This window comes from Desulfovibrio sp. 3_1_syn3, assembly GCF_000145315.2.
Taxonomy (GTDB): Bacteria; Desulfobacterota; Desulfovibrionia; order Desulfovibrionales; family Desulfovibrionaceae; genus Desulfovibrio; species Desulfovibrio fairfieldensis.
Genome location: NZ_ADDR02000001.1, coordinates 852,224 through 869,801 on the forward strand (window position 1 = coordinate 852,224; position 17,578 = coordinate 869,801).

Annotated in this window: 21 protein-coding genes; 11 read left to right on the forward strand and 10 right to left on the reverse strand. The window is 61.7% G+C overall.

The window, feature by feature from the left end; genetic code table 11:
• The first annotated feature begins 248 nt into the window (after positions 1 to 248).
• A complete protein-coding gene (locus tag HMPREF0326_RS03645) occupies positions 249 to 1,109 on the forward strand; it encodes a hypothetical protein (RefSeq protein WP_008682983.1) in 861 nt (286 codons plus the stop codon).
• Positions 1,110 to 1,215: 106 nt separating this feature from the next.
• On the opposite strand, the gene HMPREF0326_RS03650 is transcribed toward HMPREF0326_RS03645, so the two are convergent.
• From HMPREF0326_RS03650 to HMPREF0326_RS03670, 5 genes are all read right to left on the reverse strand, one after another.
• Complete coding sequence (locus HMPREF0326_RS03650) at positions 1,216 to 2,064, reverse strand: split-Soret cytochrome c (protein ID WP_020990216.1); 849 nt, start codon at positions 2,062 to 2,064, stop codon at positions 1,216 to 1,218.
• 21 nt (positions 2,065 to 2,085) lie between these two features.
• A complete protein-coding gene (locus HMPREF0326_RS03655; protein ID WP_008682985.1) occupies positions 2,086 to 2,538 on the reverse strand; it encodes a C-GCAxxG-C-C family protein in 453 nt (150 codons plus the stop codon).
• 50 nt (positions 2,539 to 2,588) lie between these two features.
• On the reverse strand, positions 2,589 to 2,978 hold the full coding sequence (locus HMPREF0326_RS03660) for a PadR family transcriptional regulator (RefSeq protein WP_232224906.1): 390 nt from the start codon (positions 2,976 to 2,978) through the stop codon (positions 2,589 to 2,591).
• Between the two features lie 348 nt (positions 2,979 to 3,326).
• Positions 3,327 to 3,698: a hypothetical protein gene (locus tag HMPREF0326_RS03665; protein ID WP_008682987.1), complete on the reverse strand. Its 372-nt coding sequence runs from the start codon at positions 3,696 to 3,698 to the stop codon at positions 3,327 to 3,329.
• Between the two features lie 446 nt (positions 3,699 to 4,144).
• Positions 4,145 to 4,702, reverse strand: coding sequence for a DUF721 domain-containing protein (locus HMPREF0326_RS03670; protein ID WP_008682988.1), 558 nt, complete (start codon positions 4,700 to 4,702; stop codon positions 4,145 to 4,147).
• Positions 4,703 to 4,805: 103 nt separating this feature from the next.
• Between HMPREF0326_RS03670 and HMPREF0326_RS03675 the strand changes: the two genes are divergently transcribed.
• The 4 genes from HMPREF0326_RS03675 to HMPREF0326_RS03690 all read left to right on the forward strand — a co-directional run bounded on the left by HMPREF0326_RS03675 (position 4,806) and on the right by HMPREF0326_RS03690 (position 8,845).
• The gene (locus HMPREF0326_RS03675; protein ID WP_008682989.1) at positions 4,806 to 5,729 is read left to right on the forward strand and encodes an ArsR/SmtB family transcription factor; all 924 of its coding nucleotides are present in this window, start codon (positions 4,806 to 4,808) and stop codon (positions 5,727 to 5,729) included.
• A gap of 211 nt (positions 5,730 to 5,940) precedes the next feature.
• A complete protein-coding gene (ahcY, locus tag HMPREF0326_RS03680) occupies positions 5,941 to 7,362 on the forward strand; it encodes an adenosylhomocysteinase (protein ID WP_008682990.1) in 1,422 nt (473 codons plus the stop codon).
• An 88-nt stretch (positions 7,363 to 7,450) separates the two neighbouring features.
• Positions 7,451 to 8,208, forward strand: a protein-coding gene (locus tag HMPREF0326_RS16630) for an IS5 family transposase (protein ID WP_147568319.1) whose coding sequence is annotated in 2 segments (ribosomal slippage) — positions 7,451 to 7,775 and positions 7,775 to 8,208 — 759 coding nt in all. Because the reading frame shifts where the segments join, the coding sequence is not laid out codon by codon here.
• Positions 8,209 to 8,296: 88 nt separating this feature from the next.
• Positions 8,297 to 8,845, forward strand: coding sequence for a pyruvate kinase alpha/beta domain-containing protein (locus HMPREF0326_RS03690; protein ID WP_008682993.1), 549 nt, complete (start codon positions 8,297 to 8,299; stop codon positions 8,843 to 8,845).
• Positions 8,846 to 8,938: 93 nt separating this feature from the next.
• Here HMPREF0326_RS03690 and HMPREF0326_RS03695 read toward each other — a convergent pair whose 3' ends face one another.
• Positions 8,939 to 9,883: an AraC family transcriptional regulator gene (locus tag HMPREF0326_RS03695; RefSeq protein WP_008682994.1), complete on the reverse strand. Its 945-nt coding sequence runs from the start codon at positions 9,881 to 9,883 to the stop codon at positions 8,939 to 8,941.
• A gap of 243 nt (positions 9,884 to 10,126) precedes the next feature.
• Here HMPREF0326_RS03695 and HMPREF0326_RS03700 point away from each other — a divergent pair, with 243 nt between their 5' ends.
• Positions 10,127 to 10,534: a putative quinol monooxygenase gene (locus HMPREF0326_RS03700; protein ID WP_020990218.1), complete on the forward strand. Its 408-nt coding sequence runs from the start codon at positions 10,127 to 10,129 to the stop codon at positions 10,532 to 10,534.
• Between the two features lie 26 nt (positions 10,535 to 10,560).
• Complete coding sequence (locus tag HMPREF0326_RS03705; protein WP_008682998.1) at positions 10,561 to 11,676, forward strand: aldo/keto reductase; 1,116 nt, start codon at positions 10,561 to 10,563, stop codon at positions 11,674 to 11,676.
• 30 nt (positions 11,677 to 11,706) lie between these two features.
• On the opposite strand, the gene ltnD is transcribed toward HMPREF0326_RS03705, so the two are convergent.
• The 4 genes from ltnD to HMPREF0326_RS03720 all read right to left on the reverse strand — a co-directional run bounded on the left by ltnD (position 11,707) and on the right by HMPREF0326_RS03720 (position 14,170).
• Positions 11,707 to 12,600, reverse strand: coding sequence for an L-threonate dehydrogenase (gene ltnD / locus HMPREF0326_RS03710; RefSeq protein WP_008682999.1), 894 nt, complete (start codon positions 12,598 to 12,600; stop codon positions 11,707 to 11,709).
• A 29-nt stretch (positions 12,601 to 12,629) separates the two neighbouring features.
• Positions 12,630 to 13,421, reverse strand: a complete 792-nt coding sequence (gene otnI / locus HMPREF0326_RS03715; protein WP_008683001.1) for a 2-oxo-tetronate isomerase — start codon at positions 13,419 to 13,421, stop codon at positions 12,630 to 12,632.
• Between the two features lie 137 nt (positions 13,422 to 13,558).
• On the reverse strand, positions 13,559 to 13,915 hold the full coding sequence (locus tag HMPREF0326_RS15845; RefSeq protein WP_008683003.1) for a hypothetical protein: 357 nt from the start codon (positions 13,913 to 13,915) through the stop codon (positions 13,559 to 13,561).
• A 72-nt stretch (positions 13,916 to 13,987) separates the two neighbouring features.
• Complete coding sequence (locus HMPREF0326_RS03720) at positions 13,988 to 14,170, reverse strand: hypothetical protein (RefSeq protein ID WP_009303380.1); 183 nt, start codon at positions 14,168 to 14,170, stop codon at positions 13,988 to 13,990.
• Between the two features lie 167 nt (positions 14,171 to 14,337).
• On the opposite strand from HMPREF0326_RS03720, the gene rnhA reads away from it, so the two are divergent.
• From rnhA to HMPREF0326_RS17295, 4 genes are read left to right on the forward strand one after another with little or no spacing between them, the layout of a single operon-like run.
• Positions 14,338 to 14,817, forward strand: a complete 480-nt coding sequence (gene rnhA, locus HMPREF0326_RS03725) for a ribonuclease HI (protein ID WP_008683006.1) — start codon at positions 14,338 to 14,340, stop codon at positions 14,815 to 14,817.
• A gap of 13 nt (positions 14,818 to 14,830) precedes the next feature.
• Positions 14,831 to 15,805 (forward strand): membrane protein, encoded by a 975-nt coding sequence (locus HMPREF0326_RS03730; protein WP_008683008.1) that lies wholly within the window; start codon positions 14,831 to 14,833, stop codon positions 15,803 to 15,805.
• A 12-nt stretch (positions 15,806 to 15,817) separates the two neighbouring features.
• Positions 15,818 to 16,258, forward strand: a complete 441-nt coding sequence (locus HMPREF0326_RS03735; protein WP_008683009.1) for a C-GCAxxG-C-C family protein — start codon at positions 15,818 to 15,820, stop codon at positions 16,256 to 16,258.
• On the forward strand, positions 16,255 to 17,550 hold the full coding sequence (locus HMPREF0326_RS17295; protein WP_020990219.1) for a hypothetical protein: 1,296 nt from the start codon (positions 16,255 to 16,257) through the stop codon (positions 17,548 to 17,550). The genes HMPREF0326_RS03735 and HMPREF0326_RS17295 overlap by 4 nt, the downstream gene beginning before the upstream one ends.
• Positions 17,551 to 17,578 lie beyond the last annotated feature (28 nt).

Genomic DNA, 17,578 nt, shown 5'->3' on the forward strand with positions numbered 1-17,578 from the left:
CTGGGCACGGATGGCAAGCCGTGGGGGAGGGCGGTTCCGAGGGCGGCATCTGTCGCCCTTTGGGGAGGACGGGCTCGGGGGTTGTGGTTCGAATCCTGTCGCGTGTGTCCTGCGGGCATGGCGGTTTACGGGCTGCCGCCGAAAAGACACATTCCCGCCTTTGACATTTGCGCCCGTCCGGCTATCTTCTGCCTGTCAGTACTCCTTCCTGAATAATAACGTCGCAACGCGCGCAGTACAGAGGCTTTATGCTGATTCACAAATTCCAGCCGCTCACCGATATACTCGACTGGCTGCATCATTTCTGGGAGCGCCCGTCCACCCAGCGGCGCATCGCCCTTTTTTTGCTCTGGTTTTATCTGGCCGCCCTGGCGGGCGTGGAGCTGAAACGTCTGGGCCTGTACCCGCTCTGGCTGCCCCAGCCGCCGGAAAGCCATTTTTACGCCATCCACCTGGCCTTCACCCTGATTCTGGCCATGGAGGTCATGAGCCTGATTTTCGTGATCCCTTCGTCCCTGTCCCAGTCCATGGGCAAGCAGTTCGAGATCCTGACCCTGATCCTGCTGCGCAATGCCTTTAAGGAGCTGGCCGCCCTGCCGGAGCCGGTTTACGTCAATATCGACAATATCTGGCGGGTGGCGGAGATCGGCGTGTCCGGAGCCGGGGCGCTGTGCGTTTTTCTCTGCCTGGGCATGTACCGGCGCATCGCGCGGCGACAGCGCTTTATCCAGAATGCGGACATGCGCATGCGTTATGTCATGAGCAAAAAACTGCTGGCCCTGGCCCTGTTCGTGATCTTTTTCGCCATCGGCATGCACGACCTGGTGCTTCATTTGCAAACCGGCAAGGACCAGCATTTTTTTGAAACCATCTATACCGTGTTGATTTTCGCGGACATCGCCATGGTGCTCATCGCCCAGCGCTACATGCCCTTTTACCATGCGGTGTTCCGCAATTCGGGCTTTGTGATCGGTACCCTGCTCATGCGGCTTTCGCTATCGGCCCCGCCGCTCTGGAGCCCGGCCATCGGCCTGTTCGCCGCGCTTTTCGTCCTGGCTCTGACCTGGGGCACCAACCATTTCAGCCCCAATCTGGAACCGGAAAGCTAATCAGGCGGAAACTGAGGCCAAGATCGCTTTCGCTTCTGTCTTCACAGACACAAAAAAACCATCCGGCATAATATGCCGGATGGTTTTTTTGTCCGCCCTTGGGGGGTCAGGGATGCTTCCTGAATTTATCCCCCAGATGCGGGTTGCCGCTGTGGCACGGGGTACAGTCCATCTTGCTTTTCTGGATGTCTGACTCCTTGCCCGCGGCATGGCAGGCAGCGCACTGGACAACGGCGGCCTGAACCGAAAAAGCGCCTTTATATGCTTTGCCCTGCGCTATTTTGGCGTTCAGGATTTCAATGGCCTTGCGGGACACGTCCACGGTCAGGCGGGCGCAGCGCTCGCCCAGCTCATTGCTGTCGGCCTTCTTGTTGAAGTCGTGGCACCATTTGGAGACGGAAACATGGCAGAGCACGGAACCGGGCGCGTTGGTCGGAAGCGGCCCCACAAAGGCCCTGGCGGCGGAACCCGGATCATAGACGGGCAGTTGCGCGCTTTCATACCAGCGGAAGAGCTCGTTGACCATGGGGGAGCATTCTTCCCGGTTCCAGAACAGGGCAAAGGCCGCGGCCGCGCCGTAGAGCGCGCCGCAAATGGTGCCCCAACCGATGATCCCGCCCTCGTTGACGGCCAGCATGGAAAAAGGAAATTGATCGTACGGCGCGCCGTATTTTTCGGCCATCATGCCCACAATACTGTAAAAAGCGCCGTAGCCGCAGGCATTCAGGTTATGCCAGAAGCCGTCGTAGGCCACGGGCGCGCACTCGTCGGGGTCCAGTTTGCGCGGCGTCCAGCTGAAGTCGCCGCCCTGTTGTGAAAAGCGCGTAAAGCGCTGCGTTTCGGCAGCGCCGGAGCCTGTTCCGGCCCGGGCCAGGCTTCCCGTCAATCCGGCCACGGCGCCGCCGATGGCCAGTCCACCCAATCCTCCCAGTAAAGCGCGTCTGTCCGGCAACATGGGCCAAGCCTCCTTGTGGTCTCAGGGCTGCGTTGTTTCCGTGGCGAGCATCTCTCCCAGAATTTCACAGGTCGCGGCCACCATGGGAGCGCAGACCGCGGCGAACAGGCCCTTTTGCATTACAACGGCCATGCCCTCCGGGCGGGAGATGTCCGCGCCCAGGATTTCCTTGCAGATCAGGCTGTGCTGCTTTGCCAGAAAGCGCTCTTCAAAAACAGCCACCTGTTCCTGCAGCCGTTCCGCCGCTGTGGCGGCTGTTTCCTCATTTTGCGGGCCGAATTGCAGGCCCAGCACCAGCAGGGCCCCGGTAACACAGCCGCAGGTTTCCGCATGGCCCATGCCGCTGCCGAAAGCGGCCCCCATGCCCAAGGCCTGCGCCCGGCTGATTCCCAGGCGGGGCGCAAAGCGTGTGCATACCTGTTGCGTACAGACGACCCGGCGGCCGAAGTTTCGCAAAATTGTGTCGGTATCCATGTGCCTTCCTTTTTGTTGTGCTGAATGAACCTTTGAAAACGCGCAACTTTTCAAGAGTGACCTGGTCTGGAACGGGACGCGCCGCGCAAAAAATCCAGGATGCGGCTTATGCTCGCCTGATGCTGTTCCAAGGTGTCCATCCAGCGCAGCAGGCAGGCCCGCCCCCGCTCGGTCAGAGAAAAGAGCCGTCGGCTTGCCGTGCGTCCCGGCTCCTGCGTGCCGTGCAGCAAGCTGTCGTGTTCCATTTGTTTCAGCAGGCGGTAGACCCCGGCAGGGTCGGGCGCGTTGCCCTGAAACTGGGGCATGGCCTCCAGCCGCTGGAGCAGCAGGTAACCGTGCAGCGGGCCATCAGCCAGCAAGCCAAGCAGAACGGGGTGAACAAGGCGGGGCAGGTTGCTTCCGGCACAGGGGCAGTTCATAAAGGTCAGAAGTTCTTTCATGGGCATAATACTAGAGTTGGTCTATTATATTTGCAACCTAAATGCCGCCGCGCCACCTGCCGGGGCAGGCGCTTCAGAGCATTTTGATATTGAAAGTATCTCAACGCTCGGTGCGGATTTTCCGTGAAAATCCGCACCGCGAAATTATCGCAAGGCGAATTTGTTTCGCCGTTAAGCGATAATTTCAAGCGCAAAATACTCTAAGCGGACGAAACGGCCAGTTGGGAGGCGGGGAGAGGGGCTTGGGGGGAAGGAGAGGGAAAGGACGGGGCAACAGGGCATGGCCGGATGCGCATAAAAAAGCCGCTCCCAAGGGGAGCGGCGGAAAATCAGAATACGGAGGCGGTACTAGGCATTGGCGGCCTTGAGCATTTCCTCCACCATGGACAGGGTGGGGGTGGCGCCGGCTTCCAGGCCGCAGAGCCCGCGCACGGCCAGCATGAGCATATCGAATTGGAGGGCCATTTCGGTCACGCCGTTGTCAATAATGCAATTGTCGCCGCGCACCGACAGGCGATAGGCATGGCGGCTGCGTTCCTGGCCGCTGGAGCGCACGATATAATAGACCTGTTCGTTGTTGTCCGTCACATAGAGCTTCTGGCGGGTGAGCATGCCGTGCTCCTCGTCGTACCAGGAGCACTCCGAAAAAAGGCGGCCGCGGAACTGAAGATCGCTGCCGTTGTCATGTTTCAGACAGATTTCTTCCATATTTTTCTGCACGTTCTCTCCTTCCTCCGCGTGCTCTTGCCGGACGGAGACCGGACGCTGGCGGGTGTTATCTGGAGGCAAGCTAGCATTGCAGGCAAAGCCTTGTCAATGATCGCAGCAACCAAACAGCAAAATCGCATGCCCCTCGCCGTCGTATTTTTATAACATGCTGCCATCAAAGATAAAATATGAAATTTATGTCTAGAAATAGTCTTGCGGTTCACCAAAAAAAATTGTGAAGAAGCCTGGATTGCGCATCGGCGCGCTCCATCCGCATCACGAGACGGGGATCCGGCCGCAGGCGCGCCACTGGCCGCATTTCGCCGTCATAGCCGCCGGATGTCCCTTACGGCGGGTTGCCGTTGCCCTGTCCGGCGACGGACTTCGCATTGCGGTTTTAAAGTAGTACCTTTGAAGCCCTGCTTTAACTGTCAGAAAAGTAAGGAATGAAGCCGCGTTCAGTCCGTTGCGTTTTTTCGCGCGGCGCTCCGGGCGGCCCGTTTTCCGGCGAAGCGCGCATAGCAGCGGGCAACCGGCGAGGCCGGATCCATCTTCGTCAGAAAAGAGCCGCTGGGTCGGGGCTGGGGAGCGTCGGGTCTGATTCGGGCTTCCGGCGCGGGCCGGGATTCGGCTGTGCGCAGCACGGTTTTGTTCAGCACCAGAGAGACTTTTATGCTCTTGAAAAAAGGGCTTTCCATAAAGGCGTTGGCCCGTTCCAGGATTTCCCCGCTCATCAGGTGCAGCTCCTGCATAAGCATGGCGTCTTCCGCGCCGATCAGCAGAATATCCTTATGGTGGCCCAAGGGTAGTGCCAGAGGGGCCAGTTCCGGCCCCATGATCGGTTCCCAGTTCTGCCAGAGCAGACTCAGGCGGGCGCGTTCCGGACCGCCGCCCAGCGAGGCCAGCAGGGCGGACAGCACGTCCCCGGCTTGCGCCGGGCCGCTGTTTTTGCGCCGTGGGCGAGGCTTGTGCCGCGTCCAGTTCCGCTGGCGCTGATTCTGCGTTTCTCGCTCCATGCTGCGATTACCCTGCCGCCACAAGGCGGTCTGCTTGACTATATCCGGATATACTGATATTTACATCAATCTAACTTGATTTACACAGGGAAAAAGGCGTTCCATGGCATTGCTGCATTTCAAGGCCCTCTCCGATGAAACCCGGCTGCGGCTTGTGCACATTTTGCTGCATTACGAGCTCTCGGTCAACGAGCTGGTGAGCATTCTGGGTATGGGCCAGTCGCGGGTTTCCCGACATCTGAAAATCCTGACCGAGGCAGGTCTGCTGACTTCGCGCCGGGACGGGCTGTGGGTGTTTTATGCCGCGCCGCGCGCCGGTGAGGAGCGCGATTTTCTGCGGGCGGTCATGCCCTTTGTGCCCGCCGACGCCGTCATGCGCGCGGATTTGTCCATGGCGGCCCAGATTCTGGAAGAGCGAGCCCGCAAGACCCGCCAGTTTTTCAATGCCATTGCCGAAGACTGGGATGAACTCAACCGCGAGGTGCTCGGGGCATTCGACCTTCCTGAAGCCGTCTGCGCCGCCGTGCCCCAAGGTTGCGGCACGGCTGTGGATCTGGGCTGCGGCACGGGCGCGGTGCTCAGCCGCCTGTTGCCCCTGGCGCGCGGGGTCATCGGCGTGGACGGCTCGGCCCGCATGCTGGAACTCTGCCGCCGCCGCTTCAGCCAGGAGGACCTGGCCGAAGGCCGCGTCTCCCTGCGCATCGGCGAGCTCAGCCATCTGCCCTTGCGCGACCATGAGGCGGATTTCGCCTGCATCAACCTTGTGCTCCACCATTTGTCCGCGCCGGAGGAAGGCCTGCGCGAGATCCGCCGGATCATGGCCCCCGGCGGGCGTCTGTTCGTGGCGGATTTTCTGCGCCACAACGACGAAACCATGCGCAGCCGTTACGGCGACCGCTGGCTGGGCTTTGAGGAAAACGAATTGGCGACGAGTCTGGAGCAGGCCGGTTTTGCCGTTCTGGACAGCGCGCGGCAACCCGTGGGACGGGGGCTTGCGCTGTTGCTGACGGGCGCGGAAGCCCGTTAGGAGTTGTTTCTAAATCGGTTCTTTTGCCTTCTGGCTTCGTCAAACGTCGCTTTTCACTCTGGTCGAATACCATAAGAGTATACTCCCGCCGTAAAAAGCTCGTTTTCCTCGCTGGAAAGGCAAAACCCTCTAATTGGGAAACAGCTCCCAGAGCATCCCGATTTTTCAAATGCGCCGCACACGCCAAAAACTTCCAAGGAGAAGAGCGAAGATGACCAAAGCACTGGATTTAAGGCTGCCCCACAAAGTGGCGGATCTCAGCCTGGCCGATTTCGGCGGGAAGGAAATGCAGCTTTCCGAGCGGGAAATGCCCGGCCTTATGGAATGCATCAGAAAATACGGTTCCCAGAAGCCCCTGCAAGGCCTCAAGGTCATGGGCTCCCTGCACATGACCATCCAGACGGCCATGCTGATCAAAACCCTGCACGCCTTGGGCGCGGACATCCGCTGGGCCTCCTGCAACATTTTCTCCACCCAGGACCACGCGGCCGCGGCCGTCGTCGAGCAGGGCCTGGCCAAGGTCTTCGCCTGGAAGGGCGAAACCCTTGAGGACTACTGGTGGTGCACGGAAATGGCCCTGACCTGGCCCGACGGCTCCGGCCCGGATCTCATCGTGGACGACGGCGGCGACGCCACCCTGCTCATCCACAAGGGCGTGGAGGCCGAAAACGATCCCTCCATTCTGGAGCAGAAGACCGACAACAAGGAATTCCAATGCGTGCTGGATCGCCTGGCCCTGCGCCTCAAGGAAGATCCGCGGCATTGGCACAAGGTTGCCGCCGGGATGAAGGGCGTTTCTGAGGAAACCACCACCGGCGTGCACCGCCTGTATCAGCTGGAAAAGGAAGGCAAGCTGCTCTTCCCGGCCATCAACGTCAACGATTCGGTGACCAAGTCCAAGTTCGACAACCTCTATGGCTGCCGCGAGTCCTTGGCCGACGGCATCAAGCGCGCCACGGACATCATGGTGGCCGGCAAGGTGGTGGTGATCTGCGGTTACGGCGACGTGGGCAAGGGCTGCGCCCAGTCCATGCGCGGCTTCGGCGCGCGCGTGCTGGTGACCGAGATCGACCCCATCTGCGCGCTCCAGGCCGCCATGGAAGGCTATGAAGTGACCACCGTGGAAGACGCCCTGCCCCTGGGCGACATTTACGTGACCTGCACCGGCAATTACCACGTGATCACCGGCGCGCACATGGAAGGCATGAAGGACGAGGCCATTGTCTGCAATATCGGCCACTTCGACAATGAAATCGACATGAACTACCTGGAAAACACGCCCGGCGTGAGCAGGCTGAACATCAAGCCCCAGGTGGACAAGTGGACTCTCAAGTCCGGCCGCAGCATTCTGATTCTGGCCGAAGGCCGCCTGGTCAATCTGGGCTGCGCCACGGGCCACGCCAGCTTTGTCATGTCCAACAGCTTCACCAACCAGACCCTGGCCCAGATCAAGCTGGCCAAGGAAAACCTGGAAAAGAAGGTCTACACCCTGCCCAAGGAACTGGACGAGGAAGTGGCCCGCCTGCACTTGGGCCGCCTGGGCGCCAAGCTGACCAGGCTCACCCCGGAACAGGCCGATTATATCGGCGTGCAGGTGGAAGGCCCGTATAAGGCCGAGATGTACAGGTATTGATTCCCGCCTGCCCGCATTTCAAGTGTAAAAAGCTCTAGGGCCTGTTCACACTATTTGACAAAGAGCGAGTATTCCGTAAGAATGTCTTATGCAAATTACTCGCGAACAATATGAGAGAATCGCTGACTGCTTCCCGCGCCAAAGAGGTAATGTCCATTTTGACAATCTCCAGGTGTTGAATGCGATTCTGTACGTTGCGGAGCATGGGTGTAAATGGCGTGGACTGCCGAAAAATTTTGGCTGTTGGCACAGCATCTACACGCGTATGAACCGCTGGAGCAAGAACGGAGTTCTTGACCGTATATTTGAACGCCTTCAACAAGAGCAGATACTCCGCCTTAAAATAGAAGCAGTTTCTCTCGACAGTACTATTGTTAAGGTTCATCCCGATGGAACAGGGGCCTTAAAAAAACAGGTCCGCAGTCCATCGGAAAGTCCAGAGGCGGCTGGACGACCAAGCTTCATATGGTTGCCGCGAATGCTGAATGCGCGTTGAATTTCAGCCTCACTCCCGGCAACGCCGGCGATGCCCCCGAGGGGCGCAGGCTGCTTGTCCAGTTGGGGCCGATGCCAGCGCCGTGCAGCTTGCTTATGGATGGCGCATATGAGGGTAATGAAACGACTCGCTTGGGACGTGAGTTGGGCTTCACTCCGGTGGTGCCGCCCAATCCCAACCGACTGAAACCGTGGGAGTATGACAAAGAGCTATACAAAAGACGTAATGAGGTAGAACGGCTTTTCAGGAGGCTCAAAGGCTTCCGCCGTGTTTTTACTCGGTTCGATAAGCTCGATGTCATGTTCCTGGCCTTTGTCGTCTTTGCGTTAATTGTTATAGCTCTGAAATAGTGTTAACAGGCCCTAGTGAAGTCCGACCCTGGCCCGGCAGGCGTGTTTCTCACGTTTGCCGGGTCGTTTCTGTGAGGAGAGAACTGCCATGTATTTTGACGAAAAAGGCGCGGGCAATACCGAGCAATGCGTGGAGCTGGCCCTGAAGACGGCGGCGGAACGGAACATCAGGCATATCGTCGTGGCCAGCGGCAGCGGAGACACCGCCAGGCTGTTCATCGGCGCGAAGGGCGCGCGGGTCGTGTGCGTGACCAATGCCTACGGCTTCAAGGAACCGGGCAAAACAAAAATCACGGACGCGGCCCGGCAAGAACTTGAGCGCGCGGGCATCCGGGTGCTTGCCGCAACCCATGTGCTCAGCGGCGCGGAGCGGGGCATCAGCAGGAAGCATGGCGGCGTGGGCCCGGTGGAGTTGATGGCCGACACCCTGCGCATGCTCGGCCAGGGCGTCAAGGTCTGCGTGGAGATCGCGGTCATGGCCCTGGACGCGGGCCTGATCCCCCACGGCGAGGAGATCATGGTGGTGGCGGGCAGCGGCCGCGGGGCGGACACCGCGGTCATCATGCACCCGGCGCATGCCAACAATATTCTGGATACGAAGATCAACGAGATAGTCTGCAAGCCCGGGAATTTTTAATCCACACGGCGCGCAGTGGAGCGGAAACCCCGCCAGGGTACAGCCCTGGCGGGGTTTCGCCATTCACGGGCCGCCGCCCGCGCCCGCCGTCGATCACGATGCGCGGCTGCGACGGCTTATATCCCGATGCGGCGGTTCGCCGAACATGCGTTTGTATTCGCGGTTGAACTGGGTGGGACTTTCATAGCCCACGGCCAGGGCCGCTCCGCTCGCGTTCTCGTGCTGCGTCAGCATCAGGCGCCGCGCTTCGTACAGACGCAACTGCTTGTGATACTGCAGCGGGCTGAGCCCCGTAACCGTCTTAAAATGCCGGTGCAGGCTTGAGACGGACATATGCACTTGCCGGGCCAGATCGTCCATCCGCACTGCCGCGTTCACATTGCGCCGCAGCAGTGAAATGGCCCGCACGATCCGGTTGTTCTGCGTTCCGAGCGTGTGCAGCCGCCGCAAAATGCCGCCCTGCGGGCCGGTAAGCAGCAGATAATGCAGCTCGCGCATGATCATGGGCGCGCGCATGGGGATCTGCTCCGGCTTGCCCAGAAGCTTTACCAAGCGTAACGCGCCTTCCAGCAGGTCCGGCTCCGCATCGGCAACCGCCACGCCCAGGCTGTCTTCGCCGGAAGGCGGTAAATCCTGCTCCATTTCCATAGCCAGATCGGTAATCAGCTGCCTGTCCAGATAAAAGAAAAGAGAAAGAAAAGGTTTTTCCGGCGTCGGATCAACCACGTATGATGTGCTGGGCATGTCCACTGCGGCAACCAGGCATTGTTTTGCGGCAATGCTGAAGGCGCGCGTGCCGATGACCGTATGCTTGCTGCCCTGTACGAGAATGGACGCCAGGGGTTTTTCAAAGCAGCGCTCCGAACTGTTGGCGGCTTCACGGCGGACCAGGGTCAGGCCCGCAATGGCGGTCGGCCGGACTGCCGGTTGCTCCAGATGCCGCAACAGAAGCAGTTTCAGTTCCTCATTGATGGCCGCCGCCTTTTCACGCTCCTGTTCCTCCAGGACGACCCCGCCTTTTCGCTTGTCTCCTTCCATTTCCACACCCCATTCCCGTCGCGAAGACCGGCTGTGACTGACGTTTTTTTATAAGAAGGAATTTTTTGGCTGTACAGCCTTTTGACACAATCAGGCAATTTTTTGCCGGAATCCGCTCTATTCCGGGGCTTCTGCCGCCACTATAACCGGATCATGCCCAGCAGCCGCCCAATCAGGGCGATGAGCGGGCAGACGGCCCATATCCGCATTGCGATTCATGAACACAACGGAGAACTCACGCTTATGAAATTTCGCAACATCTTTTGCGCATCGGCCCTGGCGACCACGTTGGCGCTCTGTGTGCCGCATCCTGTCATTGCGGCCGATGCCGCGGTCATCCGCATGGCGCAGCTGCGGATAAAAGCGGATCAAGTGGAGGCGTTCACAGCTGTGGTCCGGGAGGAAATGGCCGCCTCCCTGCGCCTGGAGCCCGGCGTTGTGGCGATTTATGCCGTGGCGGACAAAAATGACCCGACCAGACTGGTCTTTTTTGAGATGTACGTGGATGAGCGGGCCTATGAGGCTCACCGCCAAACGCCGCATTTTCGGAAATACTTTCACACGACCAGGGATATGATTGAGGAACGTGTTTTACTGGAGGCCGTGCCTGTGGCGCTGTGCGACAGGCAGACGGCAGCGGCGAAAAAGTAAAATTACCCGGAAGGAGGAACGCGAAGATGAGAGGAACAATTGTATCGCGGGAACGGCGTCAATTCATGGCCGGAGGACTCGCTTTCGGCATGGCCGTCTTGCTGGCGGGCATGGGGGAAAGCCGTGCGGGGGATGCCGTGGCTGTGGCACGGAATGTGTCCATGCCGCGCCGCAGGCTGGGCCCGCTGGAAGTCTCCGCCGTCGGCTTGGGCTGCCTGCCCATGGTGGGCTATTACGGCGGCGTTTATGACAAGAAGGCCATGATTGCCCTGATCCGCACGGCCTTTGACGAGGGCGTGACCTTTTTCGACACGGCCGAGGTCTATGGCCCGCATATCAGTGAAGAATGGGTGGGCGAGGCCCTCGCTCCCGTTCGTCATCGCGCGGTCATTGCCACCAAGTTCGGCTTCGGCGTGGAGGAGGGCGCGCCCAGAACCCTGAACAGCCGTCCCGACCATATCCGGCGCGCGGTGGAGGGTTCGCTGCGGCGGCTGCGCACAGACTATATCGATCTTCTCTACCAGCACCGGGTGGACCCCCAGGTGCCCATGGAAGATGTGGCCGGAACTGTGGGGGAGCTCATCCGGGAGGGCAAGGTCAGGCATTTCGGGCTGTCCGAGGCCGGGGCCGCCTCCATTCGCCGGGCGCATGCCGTTCAGCCTGTGGCGGCGGTGCAGAGCGAATACGCTGCCTGGTGGCGCGAGCCGGAAACAAAAATTTTTGCGACTCTGCGCGAGCTCGGTATCGGTTTTGTGCCCTACTGTCCGGTGGGGCGCGGCTTTCTGACCGGAGTCCTCAACGAAAACAGCCGTTTTGCACAGGCCGACCGCAGAGCCACGTTGCCGCGCTTCACGCCCGAAGCCCTGAAAAAGAACATGCCGCTGGTAGCGCTGTTGCGCGACTGGGCGCAACGCAAAAACGCCAGGCCCGCGCAATTCGCGCTGGCCTGGATTCTGGCGCAATACCCTTGGGTCGCGCCCATTCCCGGCACCACGAATCAGGCGCATCTCCGGGAAAACATCGGGGCGGCCGCGCTGCGCCTTTCCCCGGCGGAGCTGCGGGAGTTCGACGTTGCGCTGGCCGCCATCCCCCTGGAAGGGCACCGCGCCGATCCCTTCACGCAAAGCCAGATTGACGGCTGACGGCTGTTGCAGGGCGGGAGGCCGACGCCCTTATTCTTTTGAGGGCAGCTCAATCCCGGGAAAGGTCTTGATCACCGCCGCGTCGGCTTCCCGGCCAAGACCGCGCGCCTGGGCCGCCACAAACTGTTGCAGCGCGGCGGCGGCCAGGGGCGCGGGCATGGCCTGCTCCCGCGTGGTCTCGCTGACGATGCCCAGATCCTTGACAAAGATGTCCACAGCGCTCAAGGGCGTATAATCGCCGCTGAGCACATGCTTCATACGGGTTTCAAACATCCAGGAATTGGCGGCGGCGCTGGTGATGACCGCATAGACGTCCTCGGCCGCCAGACCCATGCGCAGGCCCAGGGCCATGGCTTCGGCGGCCACGGCGATATGCGTTCCTGCCAGCAGCTGATTGACCACCTTCATGGCCGAGCCCTTGCCTGCCTCGTTGCCCAGGCGGTGCACCACGGAGGCCACGACCTTGAGCCCGGTTTCGGCCCTGGCAAAGGCCTCGGGCAGGCCCGAGGCCATGATGCTCAGTTGCCCGGCGGCGGACTGGGCCGGGCCGCCGGAAACCGGCGCATCCAGATAGAGGAGGCCGAGCTCGGCCAGACGCCGTTCCATCTCCCGCGCAAAGGCGGGCTTGACCGTAACGCAGTCAATGACCAGGCTGCCCGGCTTCAGAGCCCGCGCTGCCTGCCCCCGGCCGAAGAGCACGTCTTCCGCCTGCGCGGCGTTGACCACTGCCAGAAAAAGCACGTCCGCCGCCTTGGCGGCCTCTGCCGGGTCATGGGTGGTCCGGCCGCCGTTCCCGGCGAAGACATTCAGAGGGCCGGGGCCGCGATTGCAGCCGATGACGTTCAGGCCCGCGCGCAGCAGGGATTGCGCCATGCCCAGGCCGATGGCCCCCAGACCGATGACCGCGTATGTCCGTTGCGGCATAGAATGCTCCTTGTGTCTGAAAAAATGTCTCAGCGCCGGGGCGTCAGGCCGTGGGCGCGGGCCCAGGACAGGCCCTTTGCGGTGTCGTCCGCCGGAATATACTCGCAACCCACCACGCCCTGATAGCCCAGCTCGTCCAGTAGGGCGAACAGATAGGGATAGTTGAGCTCGCCCTGATCCGGCTCGTGCCGTTCAGGCACGCCCGCCAGCTGGCAGTGCCCCACAAGCGGGAAAAAACGCCGCAGTCGCCCGGAGACGTTGCCCTGTTCCATCTGGCAGTGAAAAAAGTCAAATTGCAAACGCACGTTGGGCAGGCCCAGCGTTTCGATGCAGGCGGCGGCTTGTTCCTGGGTGCGCAGGAAATAGCCCGGCATGCTGTAATGGTTGATGGGCTCCAGGCAGAGCTCCAGACTTTCGTCGGCCAGGCGTTGCGCCGCCCGCCGGATATTGTTCAGATAGATTTGTTCCGAAACGTCGTCCGGAACCGTCGGAGGGCGATTGCCGGCCATGACGTGCAGGCGGGGACAGTTCAGGGCTTCGGCATACAGCACGGCTTTTTCCAGTCCGGCGTCGAATTCTTTTTCCCTGCCCGGCAGGCAGGCCAGGCCGCGCTCCCCGGCGGACCAGTCGCCGGGCGGCAGATTGAAAAGGGCCTGCCGCAGGCCGTTGCGCTCCAGAGCGCGGGCCAGGGCCTCGGGTGCGAAATCATAGGGGAAAAGAAACTCCACCCACTGAAAGCCCTGATCCGCCGCCGCGCTGAAGCGGTCGGGGAAGGGAAGCTCCGTGAACATCATGGTCAGGTTGGCGGCAAAAACGGGCATGATCTCTCCTTGGCGGCATGGACGGGCCGGGCCGGTTTGTTGACCCGGCTCCCCAAGGGAAATCGGGTTCTTCGCGGACGCGTGCAAGCTATGCGAATTTGATATAGTTGCCGGAGGAATTATCTAGAATTGTGACCTTATCGGCCAGTCTCACAGCCTTGGACAGTTTTTCGAGACTTCGCGAAAAACGTCGTACCACAATCCTGAGACGGAACGCCGTGTCCACCACGGCCCACGCGCGCGGCGACCCGCTCCAAAGCCAGAGCGGAGGAAGCCAGACGGATATAGACAAGCTCCACTTCATAACCAAGCCGCTTGGCTTCTCTCATCAGGACGAAATCAAAATGTGATGTCAGTGTGGATTCACGAGCAAAGGAGACGCCTTCCTGAAGAAAGAGGCGGCTCATGCGCGCGGCGGCTTTGCCTGCGGCAATGGGTGAAAGCCCTTCCGCCGCAAGTTTATCCGGATCAATGACCAGCAGGTTTTCCCGCATGGCAATGGCTCAGGAAAACGTACTCTTGCCGGCCCCGTTGGGGCCGCAGATGCACAGCAGCCGGGGCATACGTCATCCTGCCTGCCGGATTTCCGGCAGATCTGCTGCCTCCATATGTCCGTCAGGATAACGCAGGACATACTGCCCATTGTCGTCAAGATAGTTCAGCGGCACGCCCTTTTTCAATTCCTGCTCAAGGATGATGTGCTGATTTTCCACGGCAATCATGACGATTTCTTCCAGAGTCAGCTGCATGGCGATCTCCTTTGCCGTAGAATACGAAGTGCGTACCGGATGGTCAACAGACCCGTAGATGAACCTGGCTGCTCCCCTCCGCCGCATTTGCCCGCCCGTCGCGAGACGTGTATGCTGCCGCCGTGGCAACTCCCACCCCAACGCAACAGTAAGGATACAAACAGTCGATGAAGCAGGTCGTTATCCATACCGACGGCTCCTGCCTGGGCAATCCCGGCCCCGGCGGATGGGCCGCCGTGCTCTGTCTGGAGGGCACGGATCACCGCAAGGAACTGGCGGGCGGCTTCCGCCTGACCACCAACAACCGCATGGAGATCACCGGCGTCCTGGAAGCCCTGGCCGCGCTCAGGGAACCCTGCGCGGTGGAGCTGTATACGGATTCGCAATACGTCCGCAATGCGGTGGAAAAAGGCTGGCTCAGGTCCTGGCAGAAGAAAAACTGGGTCAAGGCGGACAAAAAGCCGGTCAAAAACGTGGACCTCTGGCAAAAACTGCTGCCCGAGCTGGGGCGGCATACGGTGCGTCTGCATTGGCTGCGCGGCCATGCGGGCCATGCGGAAAACGAGCGTTGCGACGTTTTGGCCCGTGCCTATGCCGGGCGGCGGGATCTGCCGCCGGACCCCGGCTTCCGTCCCGAAGACGCCTGAAACCCGTTGCGCCATGCTGCCGAGCCCCGACGCCCCCTTTTCCCTGGCCGCCCTCTGGCACGCCCTGTTCTGGCCCATGCTGCGCCTTTTGCTGGGCCTGGCCGTGGGCCTGCTCATCGCCAATTTATTGGAGGCGTTGCGCTGGACGCGCTATCTGGCGCGTCTGGCCGCGCCCCTGGCCCGCACGGCCCATCTGCGCGAAGTGGCCGGGGCGTCGTTCTCCCTGGCGTTTGTGTCCCCGGCGGCGGCCAACGGCCTTTTGTCCGACAGCCACGGCTCGGGAGAAATTTCGGGCCGCGAGCTGATGCTGGCGAACCTGTTCAACAGCCTGCCCGCCTATCTGGTGCACACGCCCACCATTTTTCTGCTGACTTGGCCGGTGCTGGGCGCGCCCGCCATGACCTACGTGGGGCTTACCCTGCTGGCCGCCGCCGGACGCACCGGCTTTACCGTGCTGCTGGCGCGCCGCCTGCTGCCGCCGCCCCCGCCGGGCTGTCTGGTCTGCAAGGCGGACGGCGACGCCCGCACGGACTGGGGCGCGGCCCTGCGCAAGGCCTGGAAGCGCTTTCTCCGCCGTCTGCCCAAGCTGGTCTATTTTACGGTGCCGGTCTATGTGCTGATGTATCTCTTGCAGCTCTATGGTTTTTTCAATCTGGCCGAGGAATGGCTGGCCGCCCATATGGGGTGGCTCTCTTTTCTCAAGCCGCAGGCCATGGGCATCATCGTGCTGCATCTGGCCGCCGAGCTGGGCGCGGCCCTGGGCGCGGCTGGCAGCGTGCTCCAGACCGGGGCGCTTTCGCCGCGCGACGTGGTGCTGGCCCTGATGGTGGGCAACATCCTGTCCACGCCCATGCGGGCCGTCCGGCACCAGCTGCCGTCCTACACGGGCTTTTTCCGCCCGGCCCTGGCCCTGCGCCTGATTCTTGCCAATCAGGGGCTGCGCGCCGCCAGTATGGTTCTGGTGACCCTGCTGTATTATTTCTTGTGAGGAGGAGAGGGCATGGCCAAGAGCAAAACCGTGGCGGAGTCGCAGGCCGATTTCGGACAGCGCATTGTTTGCGCGCAGCAGGTTTTCGCGCATTTTGCCGACCGCCTGGGCATCGCGCCGGACGTGGCGATGCGCACGGCCTCCTGCTTCGGCTCCGGTCTGGGCCGGGCGGATGTCTGCGGCTGCGTGACGGGCGCGCTCATGGTTCTGGGCCTGGCCCACGGCCACGGCGGCGCGTGCTCGCGCGCCGAGCAGCGGAGTCTGTACGCCCGGCGGGACGCCTTCACCGCCGCCTTTGCCGAGGCCCATAACGGCCTGCTTTGCCGGGAGATTCTGGGCTATGACCTGACCGTTCCCGAGCAGCGCGCCCTGATTGTGGAAAAAGGCCTTTTCGCCTCGGTCTGCGCGCCTCTGGTCTGTGCCGCCTGCGATATGCTTGAGGGTTTGCTGTGAGCGTGGCGCGGGCCCAGGCGGACATGGCCCTGCGGCGCTGCCTGCGGGGCGAGGCTCTGGAGCGGGAGGCCCTGCTGGAACTGCTGGCCGTGCCTCCGGCCTCGGATGAGGCCCTGTATCTGCGCCATGCCGCGCACAAGGCCGCCCTGGCTCTGGATGGGGGCCGCGCGTACCTCTGGGGCGCGCTGGGCCTGGACTATACGCCCTGCCCCATGAATTGCGCCTTCTGCTCCCTGGGGGAAGCCTGGAAACTTATCGACGCGCCGCGCAGTTATACGGAGACGGAGATCATCGCCCACGCGCGGGCCTATGTGGCGGCGGGCGCGCGTTTCGTGGTGCTGCGCACCACTCAGTCCTACGACCTGGACGCGCTCTGCGGCATGCTGGCCGCCATCCGCAAGGCCGTGCCCGGCGGCTATGAGATCATTCTGAACACCGGCGAGTTTGACGCGGACGCGGCTTTGGCCGTGCGCCGGGCCGGTGGTTCGGGCGTTTATCACACCATCCGCGTGCGCGAGGGGCGTGATACGGCCTTTGACCCGGACGTGCGCGAAGCCACCATGCTGGCGGCGGTTCGCGCGGGCCTGCGTTTGGTGGCCCTGGTGGAGCCGGTGGGCCCGGAACACGCGGATCAGGAACTGGCGGACTGTTTTTTGCGGATCATGGCCACGGGCGCGAGCATTTCCGGCGTCATGGCCCGAGTGCCCGTGCCGGGCACGCCCCTGGGCGACCAGCCGCCCCTGAGCCCGGCGCGTCTGGCTCAGCTGGCCGCGATTTTCCGCCTGGCCGGGGGCGGGCGTCTGGCCGGGGTCTGCGCGCATCCGGCCGCTCTGGAAAATATGACCGCCGGAGCCAATATCGTGGTGGTGGAAAAAGGAGCCATTCCGCGCGACAGCGCGCCGTCCGAGCGGGACTGGCAGGCCTTTTCCGCCGCCGGGGCCGTGCGGCTGCTGCGGCGCGCCGGATATGCGGTCCGTGACGGCGACGGGCGGGAGATTGAGGATAACCTTTGCATGCGGAACGGAGAAACATCCATGACGGCAACCGAAGCGGAAAACCATGTCCAGATCGTCAGGCCGGAGCACTGCGGCGCGCGCGTCACAGTGCTTGTGCAGCCCGAGGAACGCCGCCTTTCCCTGCCCAGGCCCAAAACAGCCCGCCAGTTGCTGGAAGCTCTGGGCCTGGCCGAGGAAACCGCCCTGGTGGCCCGTCAGGGCGAACTGCTCACCCCGGATCGCCGTATCTGGCCGGACGACGAGTTGCTGGTACGCAAGGTGGCTTCGTCGGGGTAAGGCACTCTCCTCCAAAAAATAATAACAG